The sequence below is a fragment of the Mesorhizobium sp. M0815 genome (assembly GCF_040319995.1).
In the GTDB taxonomy this organism is placed as follows: Bacteria; Pseudomonadota; Alphaproteobacteria; order Rhizobiales; family Rhizobiaceae; genus Mesorhizobium.
The window spans coordinates 144,818-159,762 of sequence record NZ_JAMYOU010000002.1 but is presented as its reverse complement, the minus strand read 5'-3'; the positions used below and the strand labels follow the sequence as shown (position 1 = coordinate 159,762).

At 62.5% G+C, this 14,945-nt stretch carries 12 protein-coding genes; 11 read left to right on the top strand and 1 reads right to left on the bottom strand.

The features are described 5' to 3' along the window. The first annotated feature begins 201 nt into the window (after nucleotides 1-201). On the top strand, nucleotides 202-516 hold the full coding sequence (locus tag NKI01_RS03430; RefSeq protein WP_023719665.1) for a hypothetical protein: 315 nt from the start codon (nucleotides 202-204) through the stop codon (nucleotides 514-516). A gap of 14 nt (nucleotides 517-530) precedes the next feature. On the opposite strand, the gene NKI01_RS03425 is transcribed toward NKI01_RS03430, so the two are convergent. Then, on the bottom strand, nucleotides 531-1,184 hold the full coding sequence (locus tag NKI01_RS03425) for a GntR family transcriptional regulator (RefSeq protein WP_023719664.1): 654 nt from the start codon (nucleotides 1,182-1,184) through the stop codon (nucleotides 531-533). 103 nt (nucleotides 1,185-1,287) lie between these two features. Between NKI01_RS03425 and NKI01_RS03420 the strand changes: the two genes are divergently transcribed. The 10 genes from NKI01_RS03420 to pyc all read left to right on the top strand — a co-directional run bounded on the left by NKI01_RS03420 (nucleotide 1,288) and on the right by pyc (nucleotide 14,842). Continuing rightward, nucleotides 1,288-2,181 carry a dihydrodipicolinate synthase family protein gene (locus NKI01_RS03420; RefSeq protein ID WP_352961869.1) on the top strand — a complete coding sequence of 298 codons (894 nt, stop codon included), beginning with the start codon at nucleotides 1,288-1,290 and terminating at the stop codon, nucleotides 2,179-2,181. Nucleotides 2,182-2,229: 48 nt separating this feature from the next. Then, nucleotides 2,230-3,480: an NAD(P)/FAD-dependent oxidoreductase gene (locus NKI01_RS03415; protein ID WP_352494144.1), complete on the top strand. Its 1,251-nt coding sequence runs from the start codon at nucleotides 2,230-2,232 to the stop codon at nucleotides 3,478-3,480. 28 nt (nucleotides 3,481-3,508) lie between these two features. Then, nucleotides 3,509-4,510, top strand: coding sequence for a 4-hydroxyproline epimerase (locus NKI01_RS03410; RefSeq protein WP_023719661.1), 1,002 nt, complete (start codon nucleotides 3,509-3,511; stop codon nucleotides 4,508-4,510). 334 nt (nucleotides 4,511-4,844) lie between these two features. Continuing rightward, nucleotides 4,845-5,747 (top strand): branched-chain amino acid ABC transporter permease, encoded by a 903-nt coding sequence (locus NKI01_RS03405; protein WP_023719660.1) that lies wholly within the window; start codon nucleotides 4,845-4,847, stop codon nucleotides 5,745-5,747. 4 nt (nucleotides 5,748-5,751) lie between these two features. After that, entirely contained in the window at nucleotides 5,752-7,347 is a 1,596-nt protein-coding gene (gene livM / locus NKI01_RS03400; RefSeq protein WP_352480943.1) for a high-affinity branched-chain amino acid ABC transporter permease LivM, read from the top strand. Beyond that, the gene (locus NKI01_RS03395; protein WP_023719658.1) at nucleotides 7,347-8,858 is read left to right on the top strand and encodes an ATP-binding cassette domain-containing protein; all 1,512 of its coding nucleotides are present in this window, start codon (nucleotides 7,347-7,349) and stop codon (nucleotides 8,856-8,858) included. Before livM ends, NKI01_RS03395 begins: the two co-directional genes overlap by 1 nt. Beyond that, on the top strand, nucleotides 8,858-9,586 hold the full coding sequence (locus tag NKI01_RS03390) for an ABC transporter ATP-binding protein (RefSeq protein WP_023719657.1): 729 nt from the start codon (nucleotides 8,858-8,860) through the stop codon (nucleotides 9,584-9,586). The genes NKI01_RS03395 and NKI01_RS03390 overlap by 1 nt, the downstream gene beginning before the upstream one ends. A gap of 17 nt (nucleotides 9,587-9,603) precedes the next feature. Next, nucleotides 9,604-9,951, top strand: coding sequence for a DUF6867 family protein (locus NKI01_RS03385; RefSeq protein ID WP_023719656.1), 348 nt, complete (start codon nucleotides 9,604-9,606; stop codon nucleotides 9,949-9,951). A gap of 140 nt (nucleotides 9,952-10,091) precedes the next feature. Next, the gene (locus tag NKI01_RS03380; RefSeq protein ID WP_023719655.1) at nucleotides 10,092-11,210 is read left to right on the top strand and encodes a branched-chain amino acid ABC transporter substrate-binding protein; all 1,119 of its coding nucleotides are present in this window, start codon (nucleotides 10,092-10,094) and stop codon (nucleotides 11,208-11,210) included. A gap of 173 nt (nucleotides 11,211-11,383) precedes the next feature. Next, nucleotides 11,384-14,842 (top strand): pyruvate carboxylase, encoded by a 3,459-nt coding sequence (gene pyc, locus NKI01_RS03375; protein ID WP_352894714.1) that lies wholly within the window; start codon nucleotides 11,384-11,386, stop codon nucleotides 14,840-14,842. Nucleotides 14,843-14,945 lie beyond the last annotated feature (103 nt).

The window sequence follows — 14,945 nt, the reverse complement described above, 5'->3', positions numbered from 1 at the left end:
GCGCACGGCTTGCTATTTTTCGTTAGCGATACCATATATGGAACATAGCGAGAACATCCAGAATCGTTCCCGCTGGCGGCAGACCGGAACACGGAAAGGAGCGACGCGATGATGACGTCGGAACCGGCCTGGATCGCTCCGGCAAAATGAGGCCGTCAATCACCTCCCTTTGCCGGATCGTGATGGCAAAGGAGGTGCCCTATGGCACGCAAATCGCTGTTAGGATGGGTGAAGACCGTAGCTTTTGCTGGCTTATTCGCGGTGGGTACGAATGCCGCAAGCGCCCAATATCAATACTGCGTTGAACATGGCGACCTCGTCGCCCACCTGGCCGAGAATTTCCAGGAAAGACAGTTTGCTCTCGGACTGATCGGTCAGGAGGCGGTCATGGAAGTTTTTGTCGCCGATAGCGGAAGCTGGACGGTCATCGTGACCGACGTCGCCGGCAGAAGCTGCATTGTCGCAGCCGGCGAAAATTGGGAAAGCGTGGACGCCCTGCCCGGCCAAAACTCATGAGGGAGCGGGCGGCGTCAGCGCGTAGCAGCTGCCTCAGCGTGGCCGCGCAGCAACGCCATCAGCCGCTTGGCGTCCTTGGCCGCGGCCTCTTCGTCGCCGGCGAGGATCGAGCGGATCAATGCGACATGGTGCTCGGCGGATTCGGCCAAGCCGGTATCGGCCTTGTAGCGGAACCAGAAGCGGCGGCTGTGGGTTTGCAAGGGCGCCGCCAGGCGCGCCGCGAACGGGTTGTCTGCAGCCAGCGCCAGCGCCTCATCAAGCGCCTTGTCGGCTTGGATGAAGCAAAGAACATTTTCCGAAATCACGGCCTTTTGCATGGCCAGCGCTGCGTCATGAAACAGGTCGGCGGCCTCGCGGGTGACGAAGCGGGCGGCCGAGCGGGCAAGCACGACCTCGACGCCGCGGCGGGCGTCGAGGACGCGCAGCCAGTCGCCAGGGTGAAGCGGGGCAATGGCAATGCCGGCACGCGGCCGGACCTCGAGCAGCCCCTCCCAGGCCAGCCGCTGGATCGCTTCGCGCACCGGGGTGCGGCCAAGGCCGAGCCTGTCGATCAGCGCCCCCTCGGTGATGAAGCTCGCGGGCGCCAGTTCGAGCGTTACGATCATATGCTCGAGCCTGCGGTAGGCCTTCGCAGTCGCCGGCTCGGAGCCTGGGTTGTCATATACCAATGCGGCATCTCCTGATATATTTTTGATATATCATGTCAGATTCAACGTTGACAGCCGGCTTCTTAAGAAATATACGACTGATATATCAGATGGAGCAACCGACATGTGGGCCGGAGTTTTCCCCGCCGTTACGACCAAATTCACCGAGGATGATCGCCTCGACCATGCCGAGATGGAGCGCTGCTTTGCGCTGCAGATGGAGGCCGGCTGCGACGGCATCATCGTCTGTGGCTCGCTTGGCGAAGGACCGATGCTGTCGCATGACGAAAAGATCGAGGTGCTGAAGACCGCGCAGAAGATCGCCGGCAACAAACCGGTGCTGTTGACGGTCAACGAAGCCGGCACACGCGAGGCGGCGACGATCGCGCGCCGCGCCGCAAAAGAAGGCGCCAACGGTTTGATGGTGGTGCCGAGCCCGATCTACCATACCAATGCCGAGGAGACAGTCGCGGCACTCAGCGCCGTCGCCGCGGCCGGCGACCTGCCGGTGATGATCTATTCCAACCGGCTTGCCTACCGCGTCGACGTCACTGTCGACCAGATGGAGGAACTGGCGAAGGACCAGCGCTTCATTGCCATCAAGGAGTCCTCCGACGACATCCGCCGCTCGACCGAGATCATCAACCGCCTCGGCGACCGCTATGACCTGTTCACCGGCGTCGACAATCTTGCCTTCGAGGCGCTGTCGGTCGGCGCCATTGGCTGGGTGGCGGGCCTGGTCACCGCGTTCCCGCGCGAGACAGTCGCCATCTATCAATTGATGAGACAGGGCCGCCGCGAGGAGGCGTTGAAAATCTACCGCTGGTTCCGGCCGCTGCTCGACCTCGACGTCTCGACCTATCTGGTGCAGAACATCAAGCTCGCGGAGGTCTTCGCCATCGATACCAATGACCGGGTGCGCATGCCGCGTCAGCCGTTGGCGGGCGAGCGGCGCAAGGCTGTCGAAAAGACCGTCAGGGACGCGCTGGCGGTGCGGCCAGAGCTGCCGGCATTCTGATCCAGTCCCTTCGAGGGTATTTGCAGATGTGCAGCGCGGCGCATGGCAATGAATGATAATGCTACGCTCGATGTTGCCATCATTGGTGGCGGCATTATCGGCATCTGCGCCGCCGGCTTTCTGGCCGAGGCGGGGCGAAACGTCACGATTTTCGATCGGACGGGGATCTGCGAGGAAACCAGCTCCGGCAATGCCGCTGCCTTGGCGTTCTCCGATGTGCTGCCGCTGGCTCACAAGGGCATGATCAGGCAGTTGCCGAAATGGCTCGCCGACCCGCTAGGCCCGCTCAGCATTCCGCCCGCCTATCTGCCGAAGCTGTTGCCCTGGCTGGTCCGCTTCTGGCGGGCCGGCCGAAGCGACCGCTATGAAGCCGGCCTTGCCGCGCAGGCCGGGATGATGAAGCTCGCCGAGGCGGAATGGATGGGCTTGCTCGACCGTTCCGGCACACGGCCGATGCTGCACGAGGACGGCTCGCTCGAACTCTACGAAAGCGAGGCCGAGTTCAAGGCGTCGCTGCCCGGCTGGGCGGCAAGGCAGCGCTTCGGCATCGGCTTCAACCATGTCGAAGGCAGCGCTCTCGCCGCCTTGCAGCCCGGCCTGTCGCCGCGCTTCGCCAGGGGCACGTTCGTGCCGGGGTGGAAGACCGTCGCCGACCCCAAGCTGCTTGGAAAGGCCTTATGGGCCTATGCCGAGAGGTTGGGCGCGGGGTTCGAAAAGGCCCGGATCGAGCGTATCGAGGCGGGACAGGGCGACGCGATCCTGACCATGGCCGACGGTACGACGCGTCGGGCAAAGCATGTCGTCATCGCTGCCGGGGCCTGGTCGCATCTGCTGGCAAGACATCTCGGCGACGGCATCCCGCTGGAGACCGAGCGTGGCTACAACACGACGCTGCCGAAGACTGCGTTCGACGTAAAGCGGCAATTGATCTTCTCCGGGCATGGCTTTGTCATCACGCCGCTCGAGACCGGCCTGCGCGTCGGTGGCGCGGTCGAGCTCGGCGGCCTCGAAAGGCCGCCCAATTATGCGCGCTCGAAAGCACTGCTCGAAAAGGCGCAAAAATTCCTGCCAGGGCTGGATCCGGCCAATGGCCGCGAATGGATGGGGTTCCGGCCGTCGCTGCCGGATTCGTTGTCGGTGATCGGGCGGTCGCAAAAAACGCCGTCGGTGGTGTATGGCTTCGGCCATGGTCATCTCGGCCTGACCCAGGCCGCGGCGACCGGACGCTTGATCCGTGAGCTCGTTCTCGGGCAGGGTCCATCGCTCGATCTCGGTCCGTTCAGTCCGCAACGGTTTTGAGATCGAAGACATTCAGTTGGGAGCCGGCATGGCCAAGAATTCCTTCTTCTGCATAGACGGCCACACCTGCGGCAATCCGGTGCGGCTGGTCGCCGGCGGCGGACCGCTGCTCAACGGCTCGACGATGATGGAGCGGCGAGCGCATTTCCTGGCCGAATATGACTGGATCCGCACCGGGCTGATGTTCGAGCCGCGCGGCCATGACGTGATGTCCGGCTCGATCCTCTATCCGCCGACGCGCGAGGATTGCGACATCGCCATCCTGTTCATCGAAACCTCCGGCTGTCTGCCGATGTGCGGCCACGGCACAATCGGCACTGTGACCTTTGCCGTCGAACATGGGCTGATCAAGCCGAAGACGCCGGGCGTGCTCAGGCTGGATACGCCGGCGGGCCTGGTCGTCGCCGAGTACAAGCAGGTCGGCGACTATGTCGAGGAGGTGCGCATCACCAATGTGCCGTCCTTCCTCTATGCCGAGGGACTGACGGTCGAATGCCCCGGGCTCGGCGAGATCAGCGTCGATGTCGCCTATGGCGGCAATTTCTACGCCATCGTCGAACCGCAAACGAACTATCGCGACATGGCCGACCATTCGGCGGGCGAGCTGATCGCCTGGAGCCCGGTGGTGCGGCAGCGGCTCAACGAGAAATATTCCTTCGTCCACCCGGAGAATCCCGGCATCGACAAGCTGTCGCACATATTGTGGACCGGTGCGCCGACCAACCCGCAAGCCGATGCCCGCAACGCCGTCTTCTACGGCGACAAGGCGATCGACCGCTCGCCCTGCGGCACCGGCACCTCGGCGCGGATGGCGCAGCTTCACGCCAAGGGCAAGCTTGGGGTTGGCGACGACTTCGTCCATGAATCGATCATCGGCTCGCTGTTCAAGGGCAGGGTGGAAAAAGAGGTCACCGTCGCCGGCAAGCCGGCGATCATTCCGTCGATCGGCGGCTGGGCACGGATGACCGGATTGAACACGATCTTCATCGACGACCGCGACCCGTTCGCGCACGGCTTCGTCGTCAAATAGAAAAAACGCTGACGCAGGGGAAGAAAGAGAGCGTAAACGGATTGCGATCAACGACGCAACGATCCCGCTCATCAACTTATTTTGACGGCGATTTCTTCGAAACGAGGCGCATGGTGCGGTTGAATCGTCAAAGACATTGCGTTAGGCCAATGGTAGGGTCCGCGATGGTCCAGGGGCCGGACGGGAATAAAACGGGCAATCGGACGGCGTGCGGCGAAAACACGCATAGCCATCGAAAAATCACGTTGCAATCCGGGCTCGAAACTTTACGACTAGGGGAAATACGAAAAGGAATGCGTCTGCATGGGCGACATTCCAGGGGAGCCACGACAGCATGCAGTATTTTGTCCAGCAGCTTATCAATGGGCTGACGCTGGGATCGATCTATGGGCTGATAGCGATCGGCTATACGATGGTCTACGGCATCATCGGCATGATCAATTTTGCCCATGGCGACATCTTCATGGTCGGGGCATTCACCGCCCTCATCGTTTTCCTCATTCTCGGCGCATTGTTCTATTCCTTGCCGGTGGTGATCGCGCTGCTGATCATGATGATCGTCGCGATGCTGCTGACCAGCCTGTATAATTGGACGATCGAGAAGGTGGCCTACCGGCCTTTGCGCGGTTCGTTCCGGCTGGCCCCGCTGATCACCGCGATCGGCATGTCGATCGCCCTGTCGAACTTCGTCCAGGTGACGCAAGGGCCGCGCAACAAGCCGATCCCGCCGATGGTGTCCACGGTCTACAACATCGAGGGCATCAGCGTATCGCTGAAGCAGATCATCATCGTCATCGTCACCGCGCTGCTGCTGGCGCTGTTCTGGTATTTGGTCAACAAGACCTCACTGGGCCGGGCGCAAAGGGCATGCGAGCAGGACCGCAAGATGGCGGCGTTGCTTGGCATCGACGTCGACCGCACCATCTCGATCACCTTCGTCATGGGTGCGGCCCTTGCTGCCGTCGCCGGCACGCTGTTCCTGATGTATTACGGCGTCATCGCCTTCTCCGACGGTTTCACGCCCGGCGTGAAGGCGTTCACCGCGGCGGTGCTCGGCGGCATCGGCTCGCTGCCCGGCGCCGTGCTCGGCGGGCTGATGATCGGCTTCATCGAAAGCATGTGGTCGGCTTATTTCTCGATCGACTACAAGGACGTCGCCGCCTTCTCCATCCTGGCGATCGTCCTGATCTTCCTGCCTTCCGGCATATTGGGCCGGCCAGAAGTCGAAAAGGTCTGAGGTCATGGCGGTCACTGTATCTCCGGAGCGCGGCGTCGTCGCCACCCCAGTGCAACGCGCCACGCGCGAGGCGCTTTATGCTGGTGCCATCGCGCTCGGCCTGTTCGTGCTGTTCATCGGCCTGCGGACCGATCAGAACATCTCCAACGAGCTGATCCTCGTACAGCGCTGGGGCCTGCTCGCCGCCGTGGTGATCGCCACCATGCTCGGCCGCTTTCTCTACGTTGCCTACGGCCAGCCCTTCCTGGCCAACCAGAAGATTGCCGACATCGCCACCGGGCTGTTGCCGGAAAGCGTGGCGACGCGGTTCTTCCGGTTGCCGTATTTCATTGCTGCCGTCGTCGTAGTGGCTGTGCTGGCGCTGCTGGCCGGCTCGCTCGATGGTTTGCTGGGGCCGGGTCTCGCCGGTTATGCGCGCTTCGCGCGGGCGCTGGCGATCATCTATGCGCTGGCCTCGGTGCTGTTCTATTTCCGCACCTTCATCCTCGCCCATTTCTCGGCGTTGGGCATAACCGCACTGGCGCTCTACCCGATCATCGTCGTGGCGGTGCTTGCCGTGTACGCAGGGTCGATGGCCGGCGGGTTCCAGGGTTCACTGAAATGGGTCGACAATTTCGGCATCCAGATCCTGATCTATGTGATGTTGGCCTGGGGGCTGAACATCGTCGTCGGCCTCGCCGGCCTGCTCGATCTCGGCTACGTCGCCTTCTACGCGGTCGGCGCCTATGCCTATGCGCTGCTCGGCACGCATTTTGGCCTGTCGTTCTGGATCCTGCTGCCCGCCGCCGGCGCCATGGCCGCCTTCTGGGGGGTATTGCTCGGGTTTCCGGTGCTGCGTCTGCGCGGCGATTATCTGGCGATCGTGACGCTTGCCTTCGGCGAGATCATTCGTCTCGTGCTGATCAATTGGCGCGAGGTTACGAACGGCTCGGCCGGCATCTCCGGCATCCCCAAGGTCACCTTTTTCGGCCTGATGACGTTCAACGTTTCGGATCCGAATTATATCGCCAAGGTGTTGGATATCGCCACATCGAGCGCCTACTACAAGATATTCCTCTACTATCTGATCCTGGGGCTCTGCCTGCTCACCGCCTTCGTCACGATAAGGCTAAGGCGCATGCCTGTCGGCCGCGCCTGGGAAGCGCTGCGCGAGGATGAGATCGCCTGCCGCTCGCTCGGCATCAACACCACCACCACCAAGCTCACTGCCTTTGCCACCGGCGCCATGTTCGGCGGCTTCGCCGGCTCGTTCTTCGCGGCACGGCAAGGTTTCGTCAGCCCCGAATCCTTCATCTTCCTGGAGTCGGCCATCATTCTGGCTATGGTCGTGCTTGGCGGCATGGGTTCGCTGGTTGGCATCGCCGTCGCCGCCATGGTGATGATCGGCGGCACGGAGGTGCTGCGCGAACTCGATTTCCTGAAGCAGGTCTTCGGCCCCGACTTCACCCCGGAACTCTACCGCATGCTTTTATTCGGCATGGCCATGGTCATCGTCATGCTGTGGAAGCCGCGCGGCTTCGTCGGCAGCCGTGAACCGACAGCCTTCCTCAAGAAGAGCAAGGCCGTATCCGGCTCCTTCACCAAGGAAGGCCACGGCTGATGAGTGATACGAACCCATCTCCCATGAACGATGCCATCCTGCAGGTCGACCATCTGTCGATGAAATTCGGCGGTCTGGTCGCCATCGGCGATCTCTCCTTCCAGGCCAAGCGCGGCGAGATCACCGCGCTGATCGGACCGAACGGCGCCGGCAAGACCACGGTGTTCAATTGCATCACCGGTTTCTACAAACCGTCGGAAGGCATGCTCACGCTCAATAGGCGCGACGGCTCGAGCTATCTGCTCGAACGCCTGCCGAACCATGAAATCCCGGCACGCGCCAAGGTGGCGCGCACCTTTCAGAACATCCGCCTGTTCTCGGGCATGACGCTGCTCGAGAACCTGCTGGTAGCCCAGCACAACAAGCTGATGAAGGCGTCCGGCTACACCGTGCTCGGCCTGTTCGGCTTCAGCGGCTACCGGAAGGCATCGGCCGAGTCGGTCGAACTGGCCAGGCACTGGCTGGAGAAGGCCGATCTCGTCGACCGTGCCGACGACCCGGCCGGCGACCTGCCCTATGGCGCGCAACGACGCCTCGAGATCGCGCGGGCGATGTGCACGGGTCCGGAGTTGCTCTGCCTCGACGAGCCGGCTGCCGGCCTCAATCCGAAAGAATCAATGGCGCTCAACGCGCTGCTGATGGACATCAAAGACAACACCGGCACCTCGATCCTGCTGATCGAGCACGACATGGCGGTGGTCATGCAGATTTCCGACCACGTCGTGGTGCTCGAATACGGGCGCAAGATATCGGACGGCAGCCCGCATTCGGTACGCACGGACCCGCGCGTCATCGCTGCCTATCTCGGCGTCGAAGACGAGGAAGTCGAGACGGTACTGACCGAAGTCGGCGACGAGGACGTCATCGAGCAATTGGACACCGGTCCCGATTCCGCGCACGGCCCAGGCACATCGTCTTCGTATCTCGCCGGACCGGTGACCGATACGATCGGCCACAGCGAGGGCGAGCGCGTGACCGTGTCGAAAGGCGCCTCGAAAGCCGGGCAGTTCGATGCAAAGTCGAGTGCCGCGGCAAGCAAGGCAGCAGCGCAAGCCGCCGCTCCCCCGGCCAAGGCGGAACCCGCTGCAGCTAAGCCGACCGCGAAACCCTCCACGGCTAAGGCGCCGGCCAAGTCGAAGGTCGCGGGCGTTTCGAACCGGCTCACAGCGCCACGTGGCGGCGAGGCCGACAATCTGACCCGCATCAAGGGCATCGGCACGGTCAACGAGAAGAAGCTTAACCAGCACGGCATCTTCCATTTCGACCAGATCGCGGCATGGAAGAAAGCCGACGTCGCGGCCGTCGAGGCCTATCTCGCCTTCGACGGACGCATCGCCCGTGAGGACTGGGTTGGTCAGGCCAAGCTTCTCGCCGCCGGCAAGGAGACGGAATTTTCGCGCCGCGTCGACGCCGGGAAAGTGGAAACGAGCCACGCTTCCGGGAAAACTGCGAAAACAGTTGCCGGCAAGACTGCTGCCGCACCTGCGGGCAAGCGCGGAGGGCGCAAGTGATGGCCGGCACAACGCTGCTCGATATCAAAGGCGTCCAGACCTACTACGGCAACATCAGGGCGCTGAACGGTGTCGACGTCACCGTCAGGCAGGGCGAGATCGTGGCGCTGATCGGCGCCAACGGCGCCGGCAAGTCGACGCTGATGATGACCATTTTTGGTGCTCCGCGGGCCCGGGCGGGCACGATCACCTTCGCCGGCACCGATATTACCCAGATGCCAACGCATGAGATCGCGCGCATGCGGATCGCCCAGTCGCCGGAGGGCCGGCGCATCTTCCCGCGCATGACGGTGATGGAAAACCTGCAGATGGGCGCCAGCCTCGACGGCCTCAAGCATTACGACGAGGACGTCGAGAAGGTGTTCACGCTGTTTCCGCGCCTGAAGGAACGCATCGCCCAGCGCGGCGGCACCCTGTCGGGCGGCGAACAGCAGATGCTGTCGATCGGGCGTGCGCTGATGGCACGGCCGAAGCTGCTCCTGCTCGACGAGCCGTCGCTCGGCCTGGCGCCGCTGATCGTGAAGCAGATCTTCGACGCCATCCGCGAGTTGAACCGGACCCAAGGGCTGACAGTGTTTCTGGTCGAGCAGAACGCCTTCGGCGCGCTGAAGCTCGCGACGCGCGGCTATGTCATGGTCAACGGCAATGTGACGATGAGCGGCACCGGCAAGGAGCTGCTCGCCAATCCGGAAGTGCGCGCCGCCTATCTCGAAGGCGGCCACCACTGAGTTCAGGAGACTTCATCATGCAGGGCATTCTCTACGAGGAACCCTCGATCTGGCAGTTCTTCTTCGTCACCTGCCTGCTCGGCGGCTGGGCGGCATGGATGACCGGCAAGGCCAGCGCCCAGACATGGCGCAGCTTCCTCCAATTGTTCGCCTACATGCTCGGCCTTGGCATTGGCGTAAGGTTCATTCATCACGCGCTGTTCGGCGGCACGATGTTCTCGCTGCATTACTATATCGTGGATACGATCGTACTGATGATATTGGGCTTCATCGGCTATCAATACACGCGCACAAACCAGATGGTGACACAGTATAATTGGCTCTATGAAAGAGCATCGGTTTTGAGCTGGAAGCCGAAAGGTTGACGTTCATGATTAACGCCGTTTCGGGGATGAATCGGCGTGACAAGTGCCTGAAAATCGGCAAAGTACGTTTTCTGCGAGTAAAAGTGGGCATCGCATGAAAGCATCATCCAACGCCCACTCCGTAAATGGGAGCGTTTTACATGAAAAAATCACTTTTGTCCGCCGTCGCCCTGACCGCGCTGATCGCGTTCAGCGGCAGCGCGTGGGCTGACGTCCTGGTTGGCGTCGCCGGTCCGATCACCGGTCCGAATGCCGCCTTCGGCGCGCAGCTGCAGAAGGGTGCCGAACAGGCCGTCGCCGACATCAATGCGGCCGGTGGCATCAATGGCGAGCAGATCAAGCTCTCGGTCGGCGACGACGTCTCCGATCCGAAGCAGGGCATCTCGGTCGCCAACAAGTTCGTCGGCGACGGCGTCAAGTTCGTGGTTGGCCACTTCAACTCGGGCGTCTCGATCCCGGCGTCGGAAGTCTACGCGGAAAACGGCATCCTCGAGATCACGCCGGCCGCGACCAATCCGAAGTTCACCGAACGCGGCATGTGGAACACGTTCCGCACCTGCGGACGTGACGACCAGCAGGGCAGCATCGCCGGCGCCTATCTCGCGGCGAACTTCAAGGATGCCAAGATCGCGGTCATCCACGACAAGACGACCTACGGCCAGGGCCTTGCCGATGAGACCAAGAAGGCGATGAACGCAGCCGGCCTGACGGAAGTCATGTACGAAGGCGTCAATGTCGGCGACAAGGACTTCTCGGCGCTGATCGCCAAGATGAAGGAAGCCGGCGTTTCCATCATCTATTGGGGTGGCCTGCACACCGAAGCCGGCCTGATCATCCGCCAGGCGGCTGACCAGGGCCTCAAGGCGACGCTGGTTTCCGGCGACGGCATCGTGTCGAACGAGCTGGCCTCGATCGCTGGCGACGCAGTTGCGGGCACGCTGAACACGTTCGGCCCGGATCCGCGTCTGATCCCGACGAACAAGGAACTCGTCGAGAAGTTCCGCGCGCAGGGCTTCGAACCGGAGGCCTACACGCTTTACTCCTACGCCGCCATGCAGGCGATCGCCGAAGCAGCCACCGTTGCCAAGTCGAACGACCCGCAGGAAGTTGCCAAGGCGCTGCATGAGAAGGGTCCGTTCAAGACCGTTCTGGGCGACCTCTCCTATGACGCGAAGGGCGATCCGACGTTGCCCGGCTACGTCATGTACGAGTGGAAGAAGGGCGACGACGGCAAGTACACCTACATCCAGAAGATGTAAGCCTGTCGACGACGACAATTCGGAATGCCCGGCGCTTCGCGCCGGGCATTTCTGTTTTGACGACATGGAGTCGATTTAAATCGGTTTAGCCGCACCTCGATTTTGTTTGCACTGCAGCATTTTCGCGCTAATCATGTCCGGCAGTTCCCTTCCCCGCGTCCGGAGCCCTGTCCTTGGCAATCTCGAAGATCCTTGTCGCCAACCGCTCCGAAATTGCTATCCGCGTTTTCCGCGCGGCTAATGAACTCGGCCTCAAAACCGTGGCGATCTGGGCGGAGGAAGACAAATACTCCCTACATCGCTTCAAGGCCGACGAAAGCTACCAGGTCGGGCGCGGGCCGCACCTGACCAGGGATATGGGGCCGATCGAAAGCTATCTGTCGATCGAGGAGGTTATCCGCGTCGCCAGGCTTTCGGGCGCCGATGCCATCCATCCAGGCTACGGCCTGCTGTCGGAGAGCCCGGAATTCGCCGAGGCCTGCGCCACGGCCGGCATCATCTTCATCGGGCCAAAGCCGGATACGATGCGCAGGCTGGGCAACAAGGTCGCCGCCCGCAATCTCGCAATCGAAGTCGGTGTGCCGGTAATTCCCGCCACCGATCCCTTGCCGGACGACATGGCGGCGGTGAAGGAACTCGCCAGGACGATCGGCTACCCGGTGATGCTCAAGGCATCCTGGGGCGGCGGCGGCCGCGGCATGCGCGCCATCCGCTCCGAGGCCGATCTCGCCCGCGAGGTGATGGAAGGCAAGCGTGAGGCGAAGGCGGCTTTCGGCAAGGACGAGGTCTATCTCGAGAAGCTGATCGAGCGCGCCCGCCATGTCGAGGTGCAGGTGCTGGGCGACACGCATGGCAATGCGGTGCATCTGTTCGAGCGCGATTGTTCGATCCAGCGCCGCAACCAGAAAGTGGTCGAGCGGGCGCCGGCTCCCTATCTCGAAATGTCGCAGCGCGAGGAGCTTTGCGCCTATGCGCTGAGGATCGCGCGCGAAACCAGCTATATCGGCGCCGGCACGGTCGAGTTCCTGCAGGATGCCGATACCGGAAAATTCTATTTCATCGAGGTCAATCCGCGCATCCAGGTCGAGCACACCGTCACCGAACAAGTGACCGGCATCGACATCGTCAAAGCACAGATCCACATACTCGACGGCTTTGCCATCGGCACGGCGGAATCGGGCGTGCCGACGCAGAAGGACATCAGGCTCAACGGGCACGCGCTGCAGTGCCGCATCACCACTGAAGACCCCGAGCATAATTTCATCCCCGACTATGGCCGCATCACCGCCTATCGCGGCGCCACCGGCTTCGGCATCCGCCTTGATGGGGGCACCGCCTATTCGGGCGCGGTCATCACCCGCTTCTACGATCCATTGCTGGAAAAGGTGACGGCGTGGGCGCCGACGCCGGCCGAGACCATCGCCCGCATGAACCGGGCGTTGCGCGAATTCCGAATCCGGGGCGTGGCGACCAATCTCACCTTTCTCGAGGCGATCATCAATCACCGGAGCTTCGCCGACAATTCCTACACCACCAAGTTCATCGACACGACGCCGGAACTGTTCGCCAGCGTGAAGCGGCAGGACCGCGCGACCAAGCTGCTCAACTATCTTGCCGACGTTTCGGTCAATGGCCATCCCGAGACGCGCGGCCGGCCGCAGCCAAAAGCAGATGCGGCGCCACCGGTGGTGCCATATCTCAACGGCAATGTGCCTGACGGCAGCAAGCAGAAGCTCGACGTGCTCGGGCCGGAGAAATTCGCGGCGTGGATGCGCGAGCAAAAAGAGGTGCTGGTCACCGACACGACAATGCGCGACGGGCATCAATCCTTGCTCGCGACGCGTGTGCGCACCTATGACATCGCCGGCATCGCCGGCACCTATGCGCGCGCTCTGCCGCAGCTTTTGTCACTCGAATGCTGGGGCGGCGCAACATTCGACGTCGCCATGCGCTTCCTCACCGAAGATCCATGGGAGCGGCTGTCGCTGGTGCGCGAGGCAGCACCCAATCTTCTGCTGCAGATGCTTCTGCGTGGCGCCAACGGCGTTGGCTATACCAACTATCCCGACAACGTCGTCCAGCATTTCGTCCACCAGGCCGCTGCTGGCGGCATCGACCTGTTCCGCGTCTTCGACTGCCTGAACTGGGTCGAGAACATGCGTGTGGCCATGGATGCGGTCGGCGCCGAGGGCAAGCTGATCGAAGCGGCGATCTGCTATACCGGCGACATACTCGATCCGGCGCGGGCGAAATACGATCTGAAATACTATGTCGGCCTGGCCAGCGAATTGCAGGCGGCGGGCGCCCATATCATTGCCGTCAAGGACATGGCGGGGCTTCTAAAGCCGAGTGCTGCCCGCGTGCTGTTCAAGGCACTGCGCGAGGCGACAGACCTGCCGATCCACTTCCACACGCACGACACATCCGGCCTGTCGGCGGCCACCGTGCTGGCAGCGGTGGAGAGCGGTGTCGACGGCATCGACGCGGCGATGGATTCGCTATCTGGCAACACCTCGCAGCCATGCCTGGGTTCGATCGTCGAGGCGCTGAAGGGCACCGAGCGCGATCCGGGCCTCGACCCGCAATGGATCAGGAATATCTCGTTCTACTGGGAGGCGGTGCGCAACCAGTACGCCGCCTTCGAAAGCGACCTGAAGGGGCCAGCATCGGAGGTCTATCTGCACGAAATGCCTGGCGGGCAGTTCACCAACCTCAAGGAACAGGCGCGCTCGCTTGGGCTGGAGACGCGCTGGCACGAAGTGGCGCAGACCTATCACGACGTCAATCTGATGTTCGGCGATATCGTCAAGGTGACGCCGTCGTCCAAGGTCGTCGGCGACATGGCGCTGATGATGGTCAGCCAGGACCTGACCGTCGCCGACGTCGAGAATCCGGCGCGGGACATCGCCTTCCCGGATTCTGTGGTGTCGATGTTGCGCGGCGACCTCGGCCAGTCGCCGGGCGGCTGGCCAAAGCCATTGCAGAAGAAGGTGCTGAAGGGCGAAAAGCCGATCACGGTGCGGCCGGGTTCGCTGCTCAAGGCGGCGGACCTCACGGCCAGCCGCAGGGAGGTCGAGGAAAAGCTCGAGCGCAAGCTCAGTGAGTTCGAGTTCGCGTCGTGGCTGATGTATCCGAAGGTGTTTTCGGATTTCGCCGCCGCGCAGGAGACCTACGGGCCGGTCAGCGTGCTGCCGACGCCGACCTATTTCTACGGCATGAAGCCGGAAGACGAGATTTTCGTCGACATCGAAAAAGGCAAGACGCTGGTGGTGCGCTGCCTTGCCATGGGCGATGTCGACGAAAAGGGCATGGTCACCGTGTTCTTCGAGCTCAACGGCCAGCCGCGCCGGGTGAAGGTGCCGGACCGGGCGCATGGCGCCTCCGCTGCCAAGGCACGGCGCAAGGCGGAGCCGGGCAATGAGGCGCATGTCGGCGCGCCGATGCCTGGCGTCGTCTCGGCGCTTGTGGTCGCTGCCGGCCAGGCGGTGAAGGCCGGCGACGTGCTGCTGTCGATCGAAGCGATGAAGATGGAAACGGCGCTGCATGCCGAGCGCGACGGCACCATCGCCGAGGTGCTCGTCAAGGCCGGCGACCAGATCGATGCCAAGGATCTGCTGATCGCATTCGGGTGAAATAGGCCGGCATCAGACAGCCTTGTCGGCGCCTGGCAGCAGCCCTTCATGCCGCATCGATAGCACCTTGACCCGCCGCGCCCGGTCGGGCATCGAACCGCTG